Raw genomic sequence first — 15,947 nt, forward strand, 5'->3', positions numbered from 1 at the left:
GAAGGCCCCTGTGAAGACCACCGCAGAGAACGACGCAGAGAACGCCGTGGAACCCGACGGCCCCTCGGCCGCGACCCGGCGGCCGGCGCCGCCCGTGCCGCCCGGCACCCGGCTGCTCGCCCTGGGCGGCCGCTCGGTGCTCGTCCCGGTCCGGCCGCTGCTCGGCTGCACCGTCCTGCTGCTCGCCGTGGTCGCGGTGACCGCCGTCTGCCTGGCCGTCGGCGAGACGAACCTCGACCCGGTGACCGCCCTGCGCGCGGCCTTCGGCGACGGCACCGCGCGCGACGTGCTGCTGGTGGAGAAGCTGCGGCTGCCCCGCGTCGAGGCCGCACTGGCCGTCGGCGCCGCCCTCGGCGTCGCCGGCTGCCTGATGCAGACCCTCGCCCAGAACCGGCTGGCCACCCCGGACACCGTCGGCTTCAACGAGGGCGCCACCGCCTTCGCGGTCGCCTCCGTCACCGGCGTCGCCACCCAGCTGCTGCCCTCCGCCGCCGCCCTGGCGGGCGCCGCCACCGCCGCCTCGCTCGCCTTCGCCCTCGGCGGCGGGGCCGGCCGCAACGGCTACCGCTTCCTGGTCGTCGGCCTCGGCATCGGCGCGGTCTTCGGCGCGGTGACCAACCTGATGCTCTCCCGCGCCGCCATCGACTCCGCCAACGCCGCCTACGCCTGGACGGTCGGCACCCTCAACAGCCGGGACGCCGACGCCGTCGACTACCTCGAACTCGGCCTGCTGGCCTGCCTGCCCGCCGCCGTGCTGCTCGGCCGCCGGCTGTCGCTGCTGCGCTTCTCCGACGCCGTCGCCACCGGGCTGGGCGTCCGGGTGCGCGGCCTGCGGGTCGGCGTCCTGCTGGTCTCGGTGGTCTGCGCGGGCCTGGCGGTGGCCGTCGCCGGACCGCTCGGCATGATCGCGCTCGCCGCGCCCGAGGCCGCCCGCCGGATCGCCGGACCGCGCTGCGTGCCGGTGCTCACCTCGGCCGTCGCCGGAGCCGCCTTCACCCTGCTCGCCGACCTGATCGGCCGCACCCTCCTGTCGCCGCTGGAGGTGCCGGCCGGCCTGGTCACCGCCGTCGTGGGCGGCCCGTACCTGCTCTGGCTGCTGCTCACCACCCGTCCCCGGAGGACCGCATGACCGCCCGCCCCGCGACCGCTGAATCCTCCGGGACCGTGACGGTCGCCGTCGGAGCGCCCCGGCTGGCGACCAGTGCGCTCAGCCTCGGCCACGACCGCACCATCGTGGTGCGCGAGCTCGACCTCGAACTGCCGCAGCGCCAGGTCACCGTCATCGTCGGCCCGAACGGCTGCGGCAAGTCCACCCTGCTCGGCGGCCTCGCCCGGACCATCGCCCCGCGCTCCGGCGCCGTGCTGCTCGACGGCAAGCCGCTGACCTCGCTGTCCACCCGCGCCATCGCCCGGATCATCGGCCTGCTGCCGCAGTCCGCCACCGCCCCGGACGGGCTGACCGTCCGCGATCTGGTCCGCTACGGCCGCCAGCCGCACCAGGGCCTGCTGCGGCAGTGGTCCGCCGCCGACGCCGAGGCGGTCGAGCACGCGCTCGCCGCCGCCGACCTGCACGAGCTGGCCGACCGCCCGCTGGACACCCTCTCCGGCGGCCAGCGCCAGCGCGCCTGGATCGCCATGGCCGTGGCCCAGGACACCGACATCCTGATGCTGGACGAGCCGACCTCGGCGCTGGACATGGGCCACGCGCTGGAGGTGCTGGAGATGGTGCGCGGCCTGACGGCCGAGCGCGGCCGCACCGTCGTCCTCGTCCTGCACGACCTGACCACCGCCTGCCGCTACGCCGACCACATGGTGGCCATGCGCGACGGCCGGGTGGCCGCCCAGGGCGCGCCGCGCGACATCGTCACCCCGGAGCTGGTGCGCGAGCTGTACGGGGTGGAGAGCGTGATCCTCACCGACCCGGTGCACGGCACCCCGGTGGTCTGCCCGGTCGGCCTCGCCCCCCGGGTGCGCTGACGTCGGCGGGCCGGTCAGCCGGTCAGCCGGCCAGGCCCGGCAGCACCAGGGCGCCCGGCAGCTCCGCCAGGGCCCAGCCGGGCAGGATGAGCTTGCCCCGGCGCCGACCGCTGCCGACCAGGACGTACGGGGCCGCGGCCACCGCCTCGTCGATCAGCAGCGGCCAGCCGCCGGGCAGGCCGACGGGGGTGATGCCGCCGTACTCCATGCCGGTCAGCTCGACCGCGGTGTCCATCGGCGCGAAGGACGCCTTGCGCGCCCCCAGCTGGGTGCGCACCGCCTTGTTGACGTCCACCCGGGTGGTGGCCAGGGCCAGGCACCCGGCCAGGGTCACCTCCCCGGCGCGCTTGGCGGCGACCACCACGCAGTTCGCGGAGAGCTCCGGCGGCACGTCGTAGGCCGCGCAGAACACGGCGGTGTCCGCCTGCTCCGGGTTGCTGTCCACGTAGAGCACCGAGGCGGCCGCTCCGGGCGCGTCCCAGTTCTTCAGCGCGTCGGCGACGGGCGCGGCGAGCTCCGCGCCGAGCTCCAGGGCCGGTACGGCGGTGGCGAAGTTCCCGAACGGCGGGGCGGTGGACTCACTCATGGACCGGACTGTAGCGCGCCCGGCCACCCGGTCGGCCGTACCCGGCTGCCGTCGGCCGTACGGGAGGAGCGCGGTCAGCCGTACGGGACGACGGCGACCGGGCAGTGCACGTGGTGGATCGCGGCGTGCGCCACCGGGCCGAGGTGGTGGTGGCGCAGCGGCATCCGCCGGATGCGGCGGCCGACGACCAGCAGCCGGGCCGTCGCGGCGACGTCCACCAGCTCGACGGCGGCCTTGCCGCGGATCAGGTCGGTGCTCACCGTCACCTCGGGGTGCCGGGCCTGCCAGGGCTCCAGGGCCCGGGCGAGGCCGTCGTGCTCGACGGCCGAGACCTCGCCCTCCAGCCCGCCGATCGCCCCATAGGACATGTACTCGCTGCCGGCCGGCGGGGACCAGACGTGCACCACGCGCAGCGGCGCCGAACGGAGCGCGGCGGCCTCGAAGGCGAAGGCCAGCACCTCGTCCGCCGGGTGCGCCAGGTCGAGGCCGACCGTCACCGCGCCGTCCGGTTCGTCCCCGCCGGCCCGGATCAGCACCACCGGGCAGTCCGCCCGGCGCAGCACCTCCTGGCTCACCGAGCCGACCAGGAAGCCGCGCAGGGTGCCCAGCCCGCGCGAGCCGAGCACCAGCAGGGCGGCCCCGTGCGCGGCGGCCTCCAGCGCCTCGACGGGATCGCCGGCCACGGAGCCGGCGGTGACCTCGACCTCCGGCGCGAGGGTGCGCAACTCGCGCTCGCGCTCGGCGAGTCGCGCCAGTGCGGAGTGGTCGCCGGGCCTGCTCCCGGGGGCGATCTGCTTCGGCCGGGGCCAGGCCTGGAGGACGTCCAGGCGCAGGCCGCGGCGCTGCGCCTCGTGGGCGGCCCAGGCGGCGGCGGCCAGGCTCTCGGGTGAGCCGTCGAATCCGACGACGACGGGTCCGGTCACGGCGTGCTCCTCGGTTCCGGTGCGGCCCCAGCCCCCGGAGGTCTCGGTGCGGCCAGTATCCGCGCCGGCCCGGACCGGCGCCTCCCGGAGCCGTCGCCGGTCGCGGTGGGTGACGGGACGGGCCCGGTTCCGCCGTCCGGCTGGTCGGCCGGGCGGCGGCGCGGCACGCCCGGGCCGGGCGGGGGCGCCGGGCTAGGGTCGGCCGAACCGCCGCGTGCCGGTCGCGCCGTTCCGAGCGCTCCGCCCCAGCCGGTCCTTTCAGCCCGGGAGAACGATGCCGAGGGTCCCCACGTTCCGCTCGCGGTGGGCGGGCGCCGCCGCCGGACTGGCCGTGCTCGCCGCCGCCCTGGTGGGCTGCGGGGACGGTGGGAGCGGCGGCCCGGTCACCCTGAACTGGTACAACTTCCCGGACGACTCGGGCGCCCTCCAGCAGGCCGCCGACCGCTGCGGGCAGCAGTCCGGCGGCCGCTACACGATCCGCTACAACAAGCTGCCGCGCGGCGCCGACGGCCAGCGCCAGCAGCTGGTGCGCCGGATGGCGGCGCACGACACCGGCGTGGACGTCCTCGGCCTGGACGTCACCTGGCCCGCCGAGTTCGCCGAGGCCGGCTGGATCCGCGAGTGGACCGGGGCGATGCGCGAGCGGGCCACCGCCGACACCCTCGACGCGGCGGTGCGGACCGCGACCTGGCGGGACCGGCTGTACGCCGTGCCGTACAACTCCAACACCCAGCTGCTCTGGTACCGCGACGACCTGGTGCCGACCCCGCCCGCCACCTGGGCGGAGATGCTCTCCCAGGCCCGGGAGCTGGACCGCGAGGGCAAGCCGCACCTCGTGGAGATCCAGGGCGCCCAGTACGAGGGGCTGACGGTCTGGTTCAACACGCTGGTCACCAGTGCGGGCGGGTCGATCCTCACCCCCGACGCCCAGGGGCCCGCGCTCGGGGCGCCCGCCGTCACGGCCGCCGGGGTGATGCGCGACCTGGCGGCCTCGGTGGCCGCCGACCCCTCGCTGTCGAACCAGATGGAGGACCAGAACCGGCTCGCGATGGAGTCCGGCACGGCCGCCTTCGAACTCAACTACCCCTTCGTCTACCCCTCGATGAAGGCCAACCGGCCGGAGCTGTTCCCGCACTTCCGCTGGGCGCCGTACCCCGCGGTGAGCGCCGACCGCCCCGCCAGCGTCACCATCGGCGGGATCGACCTCGCGGTGGGCGCCTACAGCCGGCACCCCGACCTCGCCGCCGAGGCCACCCTCTGCCTGCGCGACCGGGACAACCAGCTCACCAACGCGCTGAAGGGCGGCCTCCCGCCCTCGCTGCGGAGCCTGTACGAGACGGCCGAGCTGACCGCCAGCTACCCGTTCGCCGCCGACGTGCTGGCCGCCCTCGACTCCGCCAGCGTGCGGCCGCAGACCCCGGCCTACCAGAACGTCTCCATCGCGATCTCGCACACCCTCTCCCCGCCCGCCGGCATCCACCCGGAGAAGGACGTGGCCGACCTCCGCGGGCAGATCCGGGACGCCCTCGGTTCGAAGGGGCTGATTCCGTGACACCGCCCGTTCCCGGGCCACCGCCCGCTCCCGGGTCACCGTCCGTTCCCGGGCCACCGCCCGCCGAGGCCGCGGCCGGGGCCGCCGCCGGGCCGGGACCGGCCGGGCCCTCGCGCGGCGCCCGCCAGGAGAGCCGGCTGGGCCTGCTGCTGTGCGCCCCCGCCGTGATCGTGATGCTCGCCGTCACCGCCTACCCGATCGGCTACGCCGTCTACCTGTCCCTGCAGCGCTACGACCTGCGCTTCCCGGCCCAGGCGCACTGGGTCGGGCTCGCCAACTACGGCGCGGTGCTGACCTCGCCGTTCTGGTGGCAAGCGCTCGGTGTCACGGTGCTGATCACCGCGGTGTCGGTGGCCGTCGAGCTGGTGCTCGGCCTGGCGCTCGCCCTGGTGATGCACCGTACGGTCTTCGGGCGCGGGACGGTGCGCACCGCGGTGCTGGTGCCGTACGGGATCGTCACCGTCGTCGCGGCCTACTCCTGGCAGTACGCGTGGACCCCGGGCACCGGCTACCTGGCCGCCCTGCTGCCGGAGGGCAGCGCCCCGCTGACGGAGCAGTGGCCGGCCGTCGGTCTGATCATCCTCGCGGAGGTGTGGAAGACCACCCCGTTCATGGCGCTGCTGCTGCTCGCCGGCCTGGCCCTCGTCCCGGACGAGACGGTCCGGGCGGCGATGGTGGACGGCGCGAGCTCCGGGCAGCGGCTGCGGCTGGTGATCCTGCCGCTGATGAAGCCCGCGATCCTGGTCGCGCTGCTCTTCCGGACCCTGGACGCCTTCCGGATCTTCGACAACATCTACGTGCTGACCAGCGGCTCCAACGGCACCGGCTCGGTGTCGATCCTCGGCTACGACAACCTCTTCACCGCGCTCAACCTGGGCATCGGCTCGGCGATCTCGGTGCTGATCTTCGTCTGCGTGGCGCTCATCGCGCTGGTCTTCGTCAAGCTGTTCGGCGCGGCCACGCCCGGCGCGGAACCGGAGCGGCGATGAGCGGCCGGCCCGCCCGGGCCCTGACCGGCTGGGGCATCGCCAACCTGGTGGTCGTGCTCTACGCGCTCTTCCCGGTGTGGTGGATCGTGGCGCTGTCCTTCAAGGACCCGGGCACCCTCTCCGACGGCGCCTTCGTGCCCCGCCGGTGGACCCTGGCCAACTACCGCGGCATCTTCCAGACCTCGGAGTTCACCCGCGCCCTGGTCAACTCGATCGGCATCGCGCTGATCGCCACCACCGTCGCCGTCGCGCTCGGCACCATGGCCGCGTACGCGGTGGCCCGGCTGCGCTTCCCCGGCAAGCGGCTGCTGATCGGGGTGTCCCTGCTGATCGCGATGTTCCCGCCGATCTCGCTCGTCTCGCCGCTGTTCGGCATCGAGCGGGCGCTCGGCCTGTTCGACACCTGGCCCGGGCTGATCATCCCGTACATGACCTTCTCGCTGCCGCTGGCGATCTACACGCTCTCGGCGTTCTTCCGGGAGATCCCCTGGGACCTGGAGAAGGCGGCCAAGGTGGACGGCGCCACGCCGTGGCAGGCGTTCCGGCTGGTCATCGCGCCGCTGGCGGCGCCGGGGGTGTTCACCACCGGCATCCTGGTCTTCATCTTCTGCTGGAACGACTTCCTGTTCGCCATCTCGCTGACCTCCACCACCTCGGCCCGGACGGTACCGGCCGCGATCGCCTTCTTCACCGGGAGCTCCCAGTTCGAGCAGCCGACCGGCTCGATCGCGGCGGCCGCGGTGATCATCACGATCCCGATCGTGGTCTTCGTGCTGCTGTTCCAGCGCCGCATCGTCGCCGGGCTCACCGCCGGCGCCGTCAAGGGCTGAGCCCGACATCGAGTTTTCCCAGGATGGGTTTCCCAGGAAGAGCCCGCCCCACCCGGCGGGCCAGGAAGGCGGACCGTGGCCGAGATCGTCCTCGACGGCATCACCAAGCGCTACCCCGACGGCGCCCTCGCCGTGCGCCACGTCGACCTCACCATCGCCGACGGCGAGTTCGTGATCCTGGTCGGCCCCTCCGGCTGCGGCAAGTCCACCACGCTCAACATGATCGCCGGGCTGGAGGACATCACCGAGGGCACCCTGCGGATCGCCGGGGAGGTGGTCAACGACCGCGCCCCCAAGGACCGCGACATCGCGATGGTCTTCCAGAGCTACGCCCTCTACCCGCACATGAGCGTGCGCGACAACATGGGCTTCGCGCTGCGCCTGGCCAAGGTCGACAAGGCGACCATCGCCGCCAAGGTTGAGGAGGCCGCCCGCGTCCTGGACCTCACCCGGCACCTCGACCGCAAGCCCGCCCACCTCTCCGGCGGGCAGCGCCAGCGGGTCGCGATGGGCCGGGCGATCGTCCGCGACCCCAAGGTCTTCCTGATGGACGAGCCGCTGTCCAACCTGGACGCCAAGCTCCGGGTGCAGATGCGCACCCAGATCGCCGCCCTCCAGCGCCGCCTGGGCACCACCACCGTCTACGTCACCCACGACCAGGTCGAGGCGATGACGCTCGGCGACCGGGTGGTGGTGATGCGCTCCGGCGTCGTCCAGCAGGTCGGCTCGCCGCAGCAGCTGTACGACGAGCCGGTGAACCTCTTCGTCGCCGGGTTCATCGGCTCGCCCGGCATGAACTTCCTCGGCGCCGCGCTGGAGCACGGCGCCCTGCGCACCTCGCTGGGCGACCTGCCGCTGGACGACCGCACCCGGCGCGCCCTGGAGCGCGCGGACGCGCCGCGCGAACTGGTGGTCGGCATCCGCCCCGAGGACTTCGAGGACGCCGCCCTGGTCGAGGGGCACGCCGGCGGGGTCACCGTCACCGTGACCGTCGAGGTCCGGGAGTCGGTCGGCTCGGACGTCTATGTCCACTTCGCGGAGGAGGGCGGCCCGGCGGCGGCCCGGGGCCCCGGCGGCCTCGCCGGACTGGCGGAACTCGCCGAACTGGCCGAGCTGGCCGAACTCGCCGCCGACTCGGGCCGGGCCGACACCGGCATGCGGGAGCACCGGGTGGTCGCCCGGCTGAACCCCGCCACCCGGGCCGCCGAGGGCGGCCCGCTGGACCTGCGGGTGGACACGGCGCGCATCCACGTCTTCGACCCCCGCACCGGGGCCAATCTGACCCACCCGGAACGTTCGTAGCGTGGTACGGAAGGCCCAACCCCCGGCCGGCCCGCGGTGTGCCTGACCGTTGCCGTAGCGGACCCGACTTACATTGCCCGGTTATGGGAGAAAATGTCGGAATCAGTCGCCGATCGGTGCTCAAGGCCGTCCCCGTAGCCGTCCTCGCGGCCGGCTCCGGCGGGATCCTCGCCCGGCCCGCGGCGGCGGCCGCCGCCTTCCCGCAGCCCGTCGTCCGGCGCGCCCGGTCGGCCCACGGCGGGCCGGCGGCGGTGCTCGAGCAGACGCTCGACGTACGGTTCACGACGCTCTCCGTCCCGGGCTACGGGACGGTCACCACGCGCACCTACAACGGGACCATCCCCGGGCCGACCCTGCGGGCGCGCGCCGGGGACGTGCTGTGGCTGACCCAGGTCAACGGCCTGCCGCCGAACCCGGTCGAGCCGGCCGGCCCGGCTGGGATGTCTGGGATGCCCGGGATGTCAGGCCCGGCGCACCACGGCGGCCACAACCGGCCGCACCGCGTGAACACCTTCAACCTGCACACCCACGGCCTGCACGTCTCGCCGTCCGGGCGTGCCGACAACATCCTGCGGGAGTTCCCGCCGCGCACCGCCGACGAGGCCGCGGCCGGCGCCCCGGAGCCGCGGTACCTGACCACCGTCCAGATCCCGGCCGGCCATCCGGCCGGGACGTACTGGTACCACCCGCACGCGCACGGGGCCACCGCCGAACAGATCGCCGGAGGGATGGCCGGGGTCATCGTCATCGAGGGCGACGTCGACGAGGTGCCGCAGATCAAGGCCGCCGCCGACCTGGTCGTCTGCATCAACGAACTCCGGCTCAAGGGCGGCAGGGTCCCCGACTTCACCTCCGGCGACGCCCTGGCCGCCGTCCCGCCCACCTTCACCGTCAACGGCGAGGTCAACCCCGTCCTCGTGCTGCGCCCTGGTGAGGTCCAGCGCTGGCGCCTGGTCGCGGCGACCGCTTTCACCGCCCTCTCGCTCCAGGTCGCCGACGGGGAGCGGAAATTGACGCTGCACCAGATCGCCATGGACGGCGTGACCTTCCCCGCGCCGGTCGCCGCCGAGACGGTCCCGCTGGGCGTGGGCAACCGCGTCGACGTGCTGGTCCGGGGCGGCGAGGCCGGGACGTACGAACTGCGGGCCAAGGGCGTGCCCGTCCCGCTGATGACGATCGAGGTGGCGGGAGAGGCCGTCCAGCCGCCCATGGAGCTGCCGACCTCGCTGCCGCAGGGCATGCCGTTCCTCGACGAGAAGGACATCGCCAACCCCGGCGGCGACCGCAGGGTGGTCTTCCACGTCGACCCGAAGGTCTTCGCCCAGCCGTTCCCCAACGCCTACCGCGTCCTCGGCAGCCACCCGACCCCCGCGGCCGACCCCGGTGGCGACCTCACCCGCGACCCCGCCTACGGCCTGTTCGACCCCGAGTACGTCAACCACACCCTGGAACTCGGCACCGTCGAACGGTGGACCATCCACACCGACGAGACCATGCCGATCTTCCACCACCCCTTCCACCTGCACACCAACCACGTCCTCGTCACCCACCGCAACGGCGAACGGCTCGACCCGCCGGTGTGGCAGGACACCGTCGACCTGACCGGCGGCAAGCCGGGCGACACCGTCACCCTCCTGGTCAAGTACGAGGACTTCACCGGCCGCACCGTCCTGCACTGCCACCAGCTGCAGCACGAGGACCTCGGGATGATGCAGCTGGTCGAGTACGTCCGGCCGCGACGGCCGGAGCCGGCCGGATGGCCGGGGTGGCCCCAGCAGCCCGGGTGGCCGGGATGGCCTGGCCGGCCTCGTCCGCTCGATCACTGAGCGCTGCCGGGCGCCGGCGGCGGCGGTGCAGGAAAGCTCCTGGAACGTGCGTTCGGAACCGGATCCCGGGGTAGACCAGTCGTACAGCGGCCGCGCGATTCCGGCTGCTCCAGCACTTCGGGCGGTGCCGCCGGGGCCGGTGCCACCGGGGCCGCGCCCGCAGTGGCCGGGCACGGGTCCCGGGGGAGAAGTCCGTGACACGCCGCACGAGGTGCGGGCCGTACGTGGCGCCGGGCGCTCACCCCGGCGCCCAGGAGCGATCACGTGTCCGTCCACCTGGAAACAGCCGGCTGGGAAGCGGCCCCCTCGGGCCTGCCGCCCGACCTCCCGCGACGGCCCACGGCGGCCGAACTCCGCCGCATGGGGAAGTCCGAGGCGCGGGAGCTGAGCGACGCGCTGTTCGAGCGGCTGGCCGGGCTGGTCCGGGAGACCCGCGCCTACAGCTACGTCCGCGGCACGATCATCGAGCTCAACATGCCGCTGGTGCGCTTCATCGCCGCCCGCTTCCGCCACCGGGCCGAGGACATGGAGGACATCCTCCAGGTCGGCACGATCGGCCTGATCAAGGCCGTCGACGGCTACGACCCGCGGCGCGGCGTCGAGTTCGTCACCTACGCGATCCCCACCATCACCGGCGAGATCAAGCGGTTCTTCCGCGACACCTCCTGGCCGGTGCGCGTCCCGCGCGGCATGCAGGAGCTGTACCTGTCCGTCGCCCGCGACTCCGACCGCCTGGAGCAGGAGCTCGGCCGGCTGCCACGGCCCGAGGAGATCGCCGAGGACCTGCACCTCACCGTCGAACAGGCCACCGAGGGGCTGCTGGCGGGCCGGGTCTACCGCCCCAACTCCCTGGACGCGCTGCGCGACCAGGACACCGACGAGACCGGCAGCGCTCTGCTCGACCGGCTCGGCGGCTGCGACCCCGGCATCGAACTCGCCGACTTCCGCACCGCCGTCCGCCCGCTGCTGGCCCGGTTGCCCGAGCGTGAGCAGACCGTCCTCAAGCTGCGGTTCTGGGACGGGTGCACCCAGTCCCGGATAGCGGACCGGATCGGCGTCTCCCAGATGCACGTCTCCCGGTTGCTCAGCGCCACCCTGGCCTGGCTGCGCGAGGAACTGGAGGACCGGGACGCGCCCGGGTGGGGCGGCGGGGAGCCCGAGGCCGTCGCTTCCGGGGGCGGGCTTGACGGCGGGCCCGGGAGCGGTTCCGGCGGCGGGCGCGAGGGCACCGGCTGAGGCGGTGGGGCGGGCCGACGTGCGGGGCGGGGACCCGGGGTGCGGTTTCGCTGCGTGATCGGCGCATACTTTCCGTAAACACACGGAGGTGCTCATGCCCATGGTGGATGTCGCTGCCCTCGGCCGACTGGTCGCGGAGTACGAGGCCCTGTCCCCGTCGAGCTCGCCGGAGGCCCGGCAGCGGTTGCGCGACGTCTGCTACACGATCGGCATCTACACGGGCGAGGCCGACGCCGTCCGCGCGGTCGCCCGGGCCCGCATGCTGCTGGCCCGTCAGGGCCCGGCCGACGGCGGCGGCGCGGCGGCCGGAGCCCCGGCGACCGACCGGGCCCGGGCGGCGCTCCTCGCCGAACTCGGCGACCTCGCGGCCCGCGAGCGGGTACGGGCCGCGCCCCTGCCCAGCCTGCACGACGTGGTGCAGCTGACCAGGGTCACCGTCCCGGACTGCGTGGGCGCCGCCGTGAGCACCTGGCACGACGACGGCTCGGTCGAGACCTTCGCGGCGACCCCGTCCTACCTGCTCGCCCTCGAACGCGCCCAGAGCGGGGCGGACGCCGGCCCGCTGCCCCGGCTCCGCCGCCAGGGCGAGGGCCAGATCGTCGTCCGGCTCGACCCCGGCCGGCCCGACCGGTTCGCCGACCGCGCCCGGCGCTGCGGCGTACGGGCCGTGGCCGGCGCGCACCTGCGCACCCACCCGCACGGCTGCACCGTGTTCAGCGCCTACCTGCGCACCCCGGTCGACCCCGGCACACCGGCCCTCGGGCTGGTGGAGGTGCTCGCGCTCCAGGCGTCGGCCGCCCTCGACCGCTTCGCGCTGTCCCGGGCCGTGGCCGACCTGCTCGACCGCCGGCATGCCACCGGCCTGGCCATCGGCCTCACCGCCGAGCGGTTCGACGTCACCCCGCACGCCGCGCTGAGCCTGCTGGTCGGAGCCGCCCAGCGACTGGGCACCGACCTCGCCACGGTGGCCCGGCACCTCGCCGACGGCGACCGGCCGCGTACCGCGCCCGGCGAGCGGGGCGGCTCGTAGCGCGGGCGCGGGACGGTTGCGCCGGTGCCGGACGGTTGCGCCGGTGCCGGACGGGCAGGCGTACAGGAAGGGGGCGGAAGGCGTGCAGACGGGCGCGCGCAGACGGGCGCGCGCAGACGGGCGCGCGCAGACGGGCGCGCGCAGACGGGCGGGAAGGCCCCGGCCGCGCCGTACGAGGAGGTCGTCATGAGCATGGTGAAGGAATCCGTGGACGTGGCCGTCCCCCTGCACGCCGCCTACAACCAGTGGACGCTCGCCGAGGAGTTCCCGCGCTTCATGGAGGGCGTCGACTCGGTGAGCCGGCTCGACAGCCGCCACAACCACTGGCAGACCAGCATCGACGGCGTCACCCGCGAGTTCGACACCGAGATCGTCGACCAGGAACCGGAGGAGCTGATCGCCTGGCGGGGCATGGACGGCGAGGCCGAGCGGAAGGAGGTGGTGACCTTCCGGCGGCTCGACCCGGGCCACACCCGGGTCACCCTCGCCGTCGACCTCCGGCCCGCGGGCCCGGGGGAGAAGGCCGCCGACGTCCGGGGCGAGGTCGACCGGCGGGTGAAGGGGGACCTGAGGCGGTTCAAGGAGTACGTCGAGGAACGCGCGCGGGGGAGGGGAGGGGCGGGGTGAGCCGGCTCCGGCGGCCCGTGCGGCTTCCGTCGGCCCGCGGCGGCCCCGTCAGCCGGCATCGGCCATCGCGTCGGCCCTCGCGTCGGCCCGCGCGTCGGCTCGGCGGAGGCCGCTCCAGTGCGCGAACGCGGCCACCGAGCCCAGCGCGGGCAGCGCCGCCGCCGCGAAGATCCCGAACAGGTACTCGCCCGACAGCGCGGTGAACGCCAGCAGCAGCACCTGCACCCCGGCCGTCGCCGCCAGGAGCTTCCAGCCGGGCCGCGGGCGCCAGACCCCGCGCACCGCCAACGCGTTGACCCCGGCCATCGCGAACCCGGCGGCCCCCATCACGTACGGCACCCACTGCGGCTTCGGCGCCACCTCGTCCTCGAACCCGATCCCGTTGTAGAACAACGGGACCGCGATGCAGAAGAACATCACCACCGCCACCGTCTCCAGGATCAGCAGCACGGTCGTCGCAGCCCGCGACAGCCAGGAGAGAGCGGTCATGGTGGGGAGCCTTCCGGGAGTTCGGTGTTCTGTACTGCGACGCCCGGGGAGCCCGAACCGCAGCGGTCCATCGCCACTGGAGGCATGGCACGACCGCGCGACGGGCACGTCCCATGACGCCGCCCGACCCGGCTGCCTCGGCACCGCAGCATAGTCAAGAAATGGCAAAGGCTGTAGTGCGGTGCAGGTCGGAGGGCGTCCTCCCCGCAGGCACGGGGGCGGCCACTGAAGGGGACGGTTCGGCCGCCGATGCCGAAATCCGGTCAACTCGGCCGCCCAGGCGCAGGAGTTCGTCCGGATCGCGGGCGTACGGGGACGGCTGCTCCTAGGCTCGTCCGGACACCGTGGCGTGAGGGGGAGTGCCGTGGCCCGTAGGCCTGTTCGGCGACGTCGGTCGACCGTCGCCCGCCGGTTGAAGCAGAACACACCGCTGCTGGGGGCGGCCGCGCTGGTCGCGGTCGTGCTGGGCACGCTGGTGGTCCAGTGGCTGGCCCAACACCTGCTGCTGGTCGCCGCGTTCCTCATCGTCGGCGCGGGAGCGGGCGCCGCCGTGCTGCGCTCGCGGGTGCGGGCCCGGCAGCGGGAACTGGACGCGCGGACCGCCCGACTGCGGCACATCGGGCCGTTCCTGGCGATGACCCCGAAGGCCTTCGAGCACGCGCTGGCCGACCTGTGCCGCCGGGACGGCTGCACGAAGGTGAAGGTGGTCGGCGGGGCCGGCGACCTCGCGGCGGACGTCCTGGCCACCACCCCCGCAGGGCAGCGGATCCTCATCCAGGCCAAGCGGTACGGGCCGAGGACGTTCGTCGGCTCCCAGGACGTCCAGAAGGTCAACGGCACCTACCGCGACGTGCACCACTGCGACCTGGCCGCCGTGGTGACGACCAGCTCCTTCACCAAGGCCGCCGCCGCGTTCTGCGCCCAGGTCGGCATCCGCGCCGTCGACCAGCGGGCGCTCGCCCTGTGGGCGGACGGGCGGGGCGGGGCACCCTGGGTCTGAGTCACCGGGACTCGGGTAGTCCGTCCATGCCGCCCGCTCTCCCAAGGCGGTGGCTGTCGGAGGGTCCGCCTAACCTGACGGCGAGACGGATATCGGAGGCCGTCCAGGTGGCGAAGAGCAGGACGGGTGCGGGGCATGAGTGTGGACTTCTTCTGGCGGCGGGTGGACGGAACGGTGCTGGACGAACTGTCGCCGACGGAGCTCCGCGCCCTGGTGCCCGGCTGGTCCGATGACGACTTCGGCCCTCTGTACGCGGCCGGTGCGGTGCTGGCCGTGGAGCGCAACGGATACCTGATGCACGTCGCCTTGATGAAGGCGGTCGGCGGTGCGGGCCCGGACTTGAGAGCGGCCCAACTGCCGGTGTTCGGTGGTGAGGAACGGACGGCCGTCGAGGGAGATCCCGACTGCGACGCAGAGTTCGGTGAGATGGCGGTCTGGGTGCTTCGACCCGATGAGGTGCGGACGGCGTCGGCTTTCCTGGACGCGGTGGGCGTCGACGAGTTGGTGGGGACCGTGGACGCCGTGCTGGCGGACGAGGTCGCGTCGCTCGGGTTCGCGACCCCGTGGTCCGAGGCGTGGGCCGGTGATTTGAGCGCCGACCTGCGCGCGCTGAAGGACTACTTCGCCCAGGCGGCCGCTGCCGGCGACGCGATGGTCAAGGTCGAGGCCGCGTGACGAGGAGGATCACGCGGTGTTCCGGGCTCAGAGCTGCCGGCGGGTCCGGCTGATCCGGCGGAATGTCAGAGGGATGCTGTTGAGTGTGCGCCATGTCCGTTCACGAACTCATGGCCGTCCTTCCCGAACCCCAGGAACTGCGAGCCCGCTGCCGCGCGGTGGCGTTGCTGAACACGATCGTTTCTGCGCCCGGCGGCCCCAGCCACACGTTCGTGGCCGACTGGCGTCCGGGCGTCGACCTGGCCGGGATGGACAACGGGTCCGGTGACCAGTACGACATCGTCTTCGGTCCGGACGGGGTGTTCCTCTACGGCTTCGACCATGAAAGCGACGCCTCCCCGTGGCGGGAGGACGAACGCGCGCACTGGCCCGGTCTGCTGGACGGCCTGCCGGAATCGCTCGCGGAGTTCGCGCAGGCGCCCGAGTTCCAGTTCGACGGGTTCTTCGACGCGACCGTGTGTGCCTGGTACGAGGCCGGGTCCGGCGGATGGCGGTGCGGTCCGGTCGAACTCGCCGAGGGGGAGACGGACGGCGCTGATTGGCTGTTCGACATCCTCACCGGTTCCGATCCCGCGCAGGCGTTCATCGACTTCGCGGAGGAGTATTACGAACGGCCCGTCGACCGGGGGGCGGTGGAGGCCGTGCTGAAGGGTGCTCCGCTCGACCGCCGTATGGTCGCCGCGCTGTCGGCTACCGCGAGCTTCGACGCCGTCGCGGCGCGGGCCCATGCGGTGGGCTGGGCCGTGGCGGACGGCTGAGGGTGGTGCATGGCTCTCGTCAGAGCTGCGGCTGCCGACTGCCCCGCGCGTGTGGGGAGAAGCCTTGACGATCTGGGGTGGCCGGAGGCTAAGGCATCGCTGTCCTCGATCACGCCAAGCGAGTTCCCCCGTTGAGTGGTCCTCAGC

The 15,947-nt window shown here is 74.0% G+C and carries 16 protein-coding genes; 13 read left to right on the forward strand and 3 right to left on the reverse strand.

Annotation, left to right across the window (positions count from 1 at the left end):
• Window positions 1-10: 10 nt before the first annotated feature.
• Both ACFVU7_RS24395 and ACFVU7_RS24400 read left to right on the forward strand, forming a co-directional pair.
• A complete protein-coding gene (locus tag ACFVU7_RS24395) occupies window positions 11-1,129 on the forward strand; it encodes a FecCD family ABC transporter permease (RefSeq protein ID WP_388047117.1) in 1,119 nt (372 codons plus the stop codon).
• On the forward strand, window positions 1,126-1,977 hold the full coding sequence (locus ACFVU7_RS24400) for an ABC transporter ATP-binding protein (RefSeq protein ID WP_388047120.1): 852 nt from the start codon (window positions 1,126-1,128) through the stop codon (window positions 1,975-1,977). Before ACFVU7_RS24395 ends, ACFVU7_RS24400 begins: the two co-directional genes overlap by 4 nt.
• A 22-nt stretch (window positions 1,978-1,999) precedes the next feature.
• Here the strand turns inward: ACFVU7_RS24400 and ACFVU7_RS24405 are convergent, their stop codons facing one another.
• Both ACFVU7_RS24405 and ACFVU7_RS24410 read right to left on the reverse strand, forming a co-directional pair.
• Window positions 2,000-2,563, reverse strand: a complete 564-nt coding sequence (locus ACFVU7_RS24405) for a YbaK/EbsC family protein (RefSeq protein ID WP_388047123.1) — start codon at window positions 2,561-2,563, stop codon at window positions 2,000-2,002.
• A gap of 74 nt (window positions 2,564-2,637) precedes the next feature.
• Entirely contained in the window at window positions 2,638-3,486 is an 849-nt protein-coding gene (locus tag ACFVU7_RS24410) for a universal stress protein (RefSeq protein WP_388047126.1), read from the reverse strand.
• A gap of 274 nt (window positions 3,487-3,760) precedes the next feature.
• Between ACFVU7_RS24410 and ACFVU7_RS24415 the strand changes: the two genes are divergently transcribed.
• The 8 genes from ACFVU7_RS24415 (at window position 3,761) to ACFVU7_RS24450 (ending at window position 12,878) form a co-directional block, all read left to right on the forward strand.
• Entirely contained in the window at window positions 3,761-5,038 is a 1,278-nt protein-coding gene (locus ACFVU7_RS24415) for an ABC transporter substrate-binding protein (protein ID WP_074005947.1), read from the forward strand.
• A 137-nt stretch (window positions 5,039-5,175) separates the two neighbouring features.
• Window positions 5,176-6,027 carry a carbohydrate ABC transporter permease gene (locus ACFVU7_RS24420; RefSeq protein WP_380741040.1) on the forward strand — a complete coding sequence of 284 codons (852 nt, stop codon included), beginning with the start codon at window positions 5,176-5,178 and terminating at the stop codon, window positions 6,025-6,027.
• A complete protein-coding gene (locus tag ACFVU7_RS24425) occupies window positions 6,024-6,857 on the forward strand; it encodes a carbohydrate ABC transporter permease (protein WP_117486835.1) in 834 nt (277 codons plus the stop codon). Before ACFVU7_RS24420 ends, ACFVU7_RS24425 begins: the two co-directional genes overlap by 4 nt.
• Before the next feature lie 75 nt (window positions 6,858-6,932).
• Entirely contained in the window at window positions 6,933-8,159 is a 1,227-nt protein-coding gene (locus ACFVU7_RS24430) for an ABC transporter ATP-binding protein (protein ID WP_074005944.1), read from the forward strand.
• Between the two features lie 83 nt (window positions 8,160-8,242).
• Window positions 8,243-9,985 (forward strand): multicopper oxidase family protein, encoded by a 1,743-nt coding sequence (locus tag ACFVU7_RS24435; protein WP_388047131.1) that lies wholly within the window; start codon window positions 8,243-8,245, stop codon window positions 9,983-9,985.
• 264 nt (window positions 9,986-10,249) lie between these two features.
• Complete coding sequence (locus ACFVU7_RS24440) at window positions 10,250-11,221, forward strand: SigB/SigF/SigG family RNA polymerase sigma factor (RefSeq protein WP_387830237.1); 972 nt, start codon at window positions 10,250-10,252, stop codon at window positions 11,219-11,221.
• Between the two features lie 100 nt (window positions 11,222-11,321).
• Window positions 11,322-12,251, forward strand: coding sequence for a DUF5133 domain-containing protein (locus tag ACFVU7_RS24445; RefSeq protein WP_241853195.1), 930 nt, complete (start codon window positions 11,322-11,324; stop codon window positions 12,249-12,251).
• A 186-nt stretch (window positions 12,252-12,437) separates the two neighbouring features.
• Window positions 12,438-12,878 (forward strand): SRPBCC family protein, encoded by a 441-nt coding sequence (locus tag ACFVU7_RS24450; RefSeq protein WP_049650946.1) that lies wholly within the window; start codon window positions 12,438-12,440, stop codon window positions 12,876-12,878.
• Between the two features lie 48 nt (window positions 12,879-12,926).
• Here ACFVU7_RS24450 and ACFVU7_RS24455 read toward each other — a convergent pair whose 3' ends face one another.
• Window positions 12,927-13,367: a hypothetical protein gene (locus ACFVU7_RS24455; protein WP_388047133.1), complete on the reverse strand. Its 441-nt coding sequence runs from the start codon at window positions 13,365-13,367 to the stop codon at window positions 12,927-12,929.
• A 412-nt stretch (window positions 13,368-13,779) separates the two neighbouring features.
• On the opposite strand from ACFVU7_RS24455, the gene ACFVU7_RS24460 reads away from it, so the two are divergent.
• From ACFVU7_RS24460 to ACFVU7_RS24470, 3 genes are all read left to right on the forward strand, one after another.
• Complete coding sequence (locus ACFVU7_RS24460) at window positions 13,780-14,367, forward strand: restriction endonuclease (protein ID WP_380741023.1); 588 nt, start codon at window positions 13,780-13,782, stop codon at window positions 14,365-14,367.
• Window positions 14,368-14,502: 135 nt separating this feature from the next.
• On the forward strand, window positions 14,503-15,042 hold the full coding sequence (locus ACFVU7_RS24465; RefSeq protein ID WP_117486830.1) for a hypothetical protein: 540 nt from the start codon (window positions 14,503-14,505) through the stop codon (window positions 15,040-15,042).
• A 92-nt stretch (window positions 15,043-15,134) separates the two neighbouring features.
• Window positions 15,135-15,800 carry a hypothetical protein gene (locus tag ACFVU7_RS24470; RefSeq protein ID WP_388047137.1) on the forward strand — a complete coding sequence of 222 codons (666 nt, stop codon included), beginning with the start codon at window positions 15,135-15,137 and terminating at the stop codon, window positions 15,798-15,800.
• Window positions 15,801-15,947 lie beyond the last annotated feature (147 nt).

This window comes from Kitasatospora sp. NPDC058046 (assembly GCF_042885595.1).
Taxonomy (GTDB): domain Bacteria; phylum Actinomycetota; class Actinomycetes; order Streptomycetales; family Streptomycetaceae; genus Kitasatospora.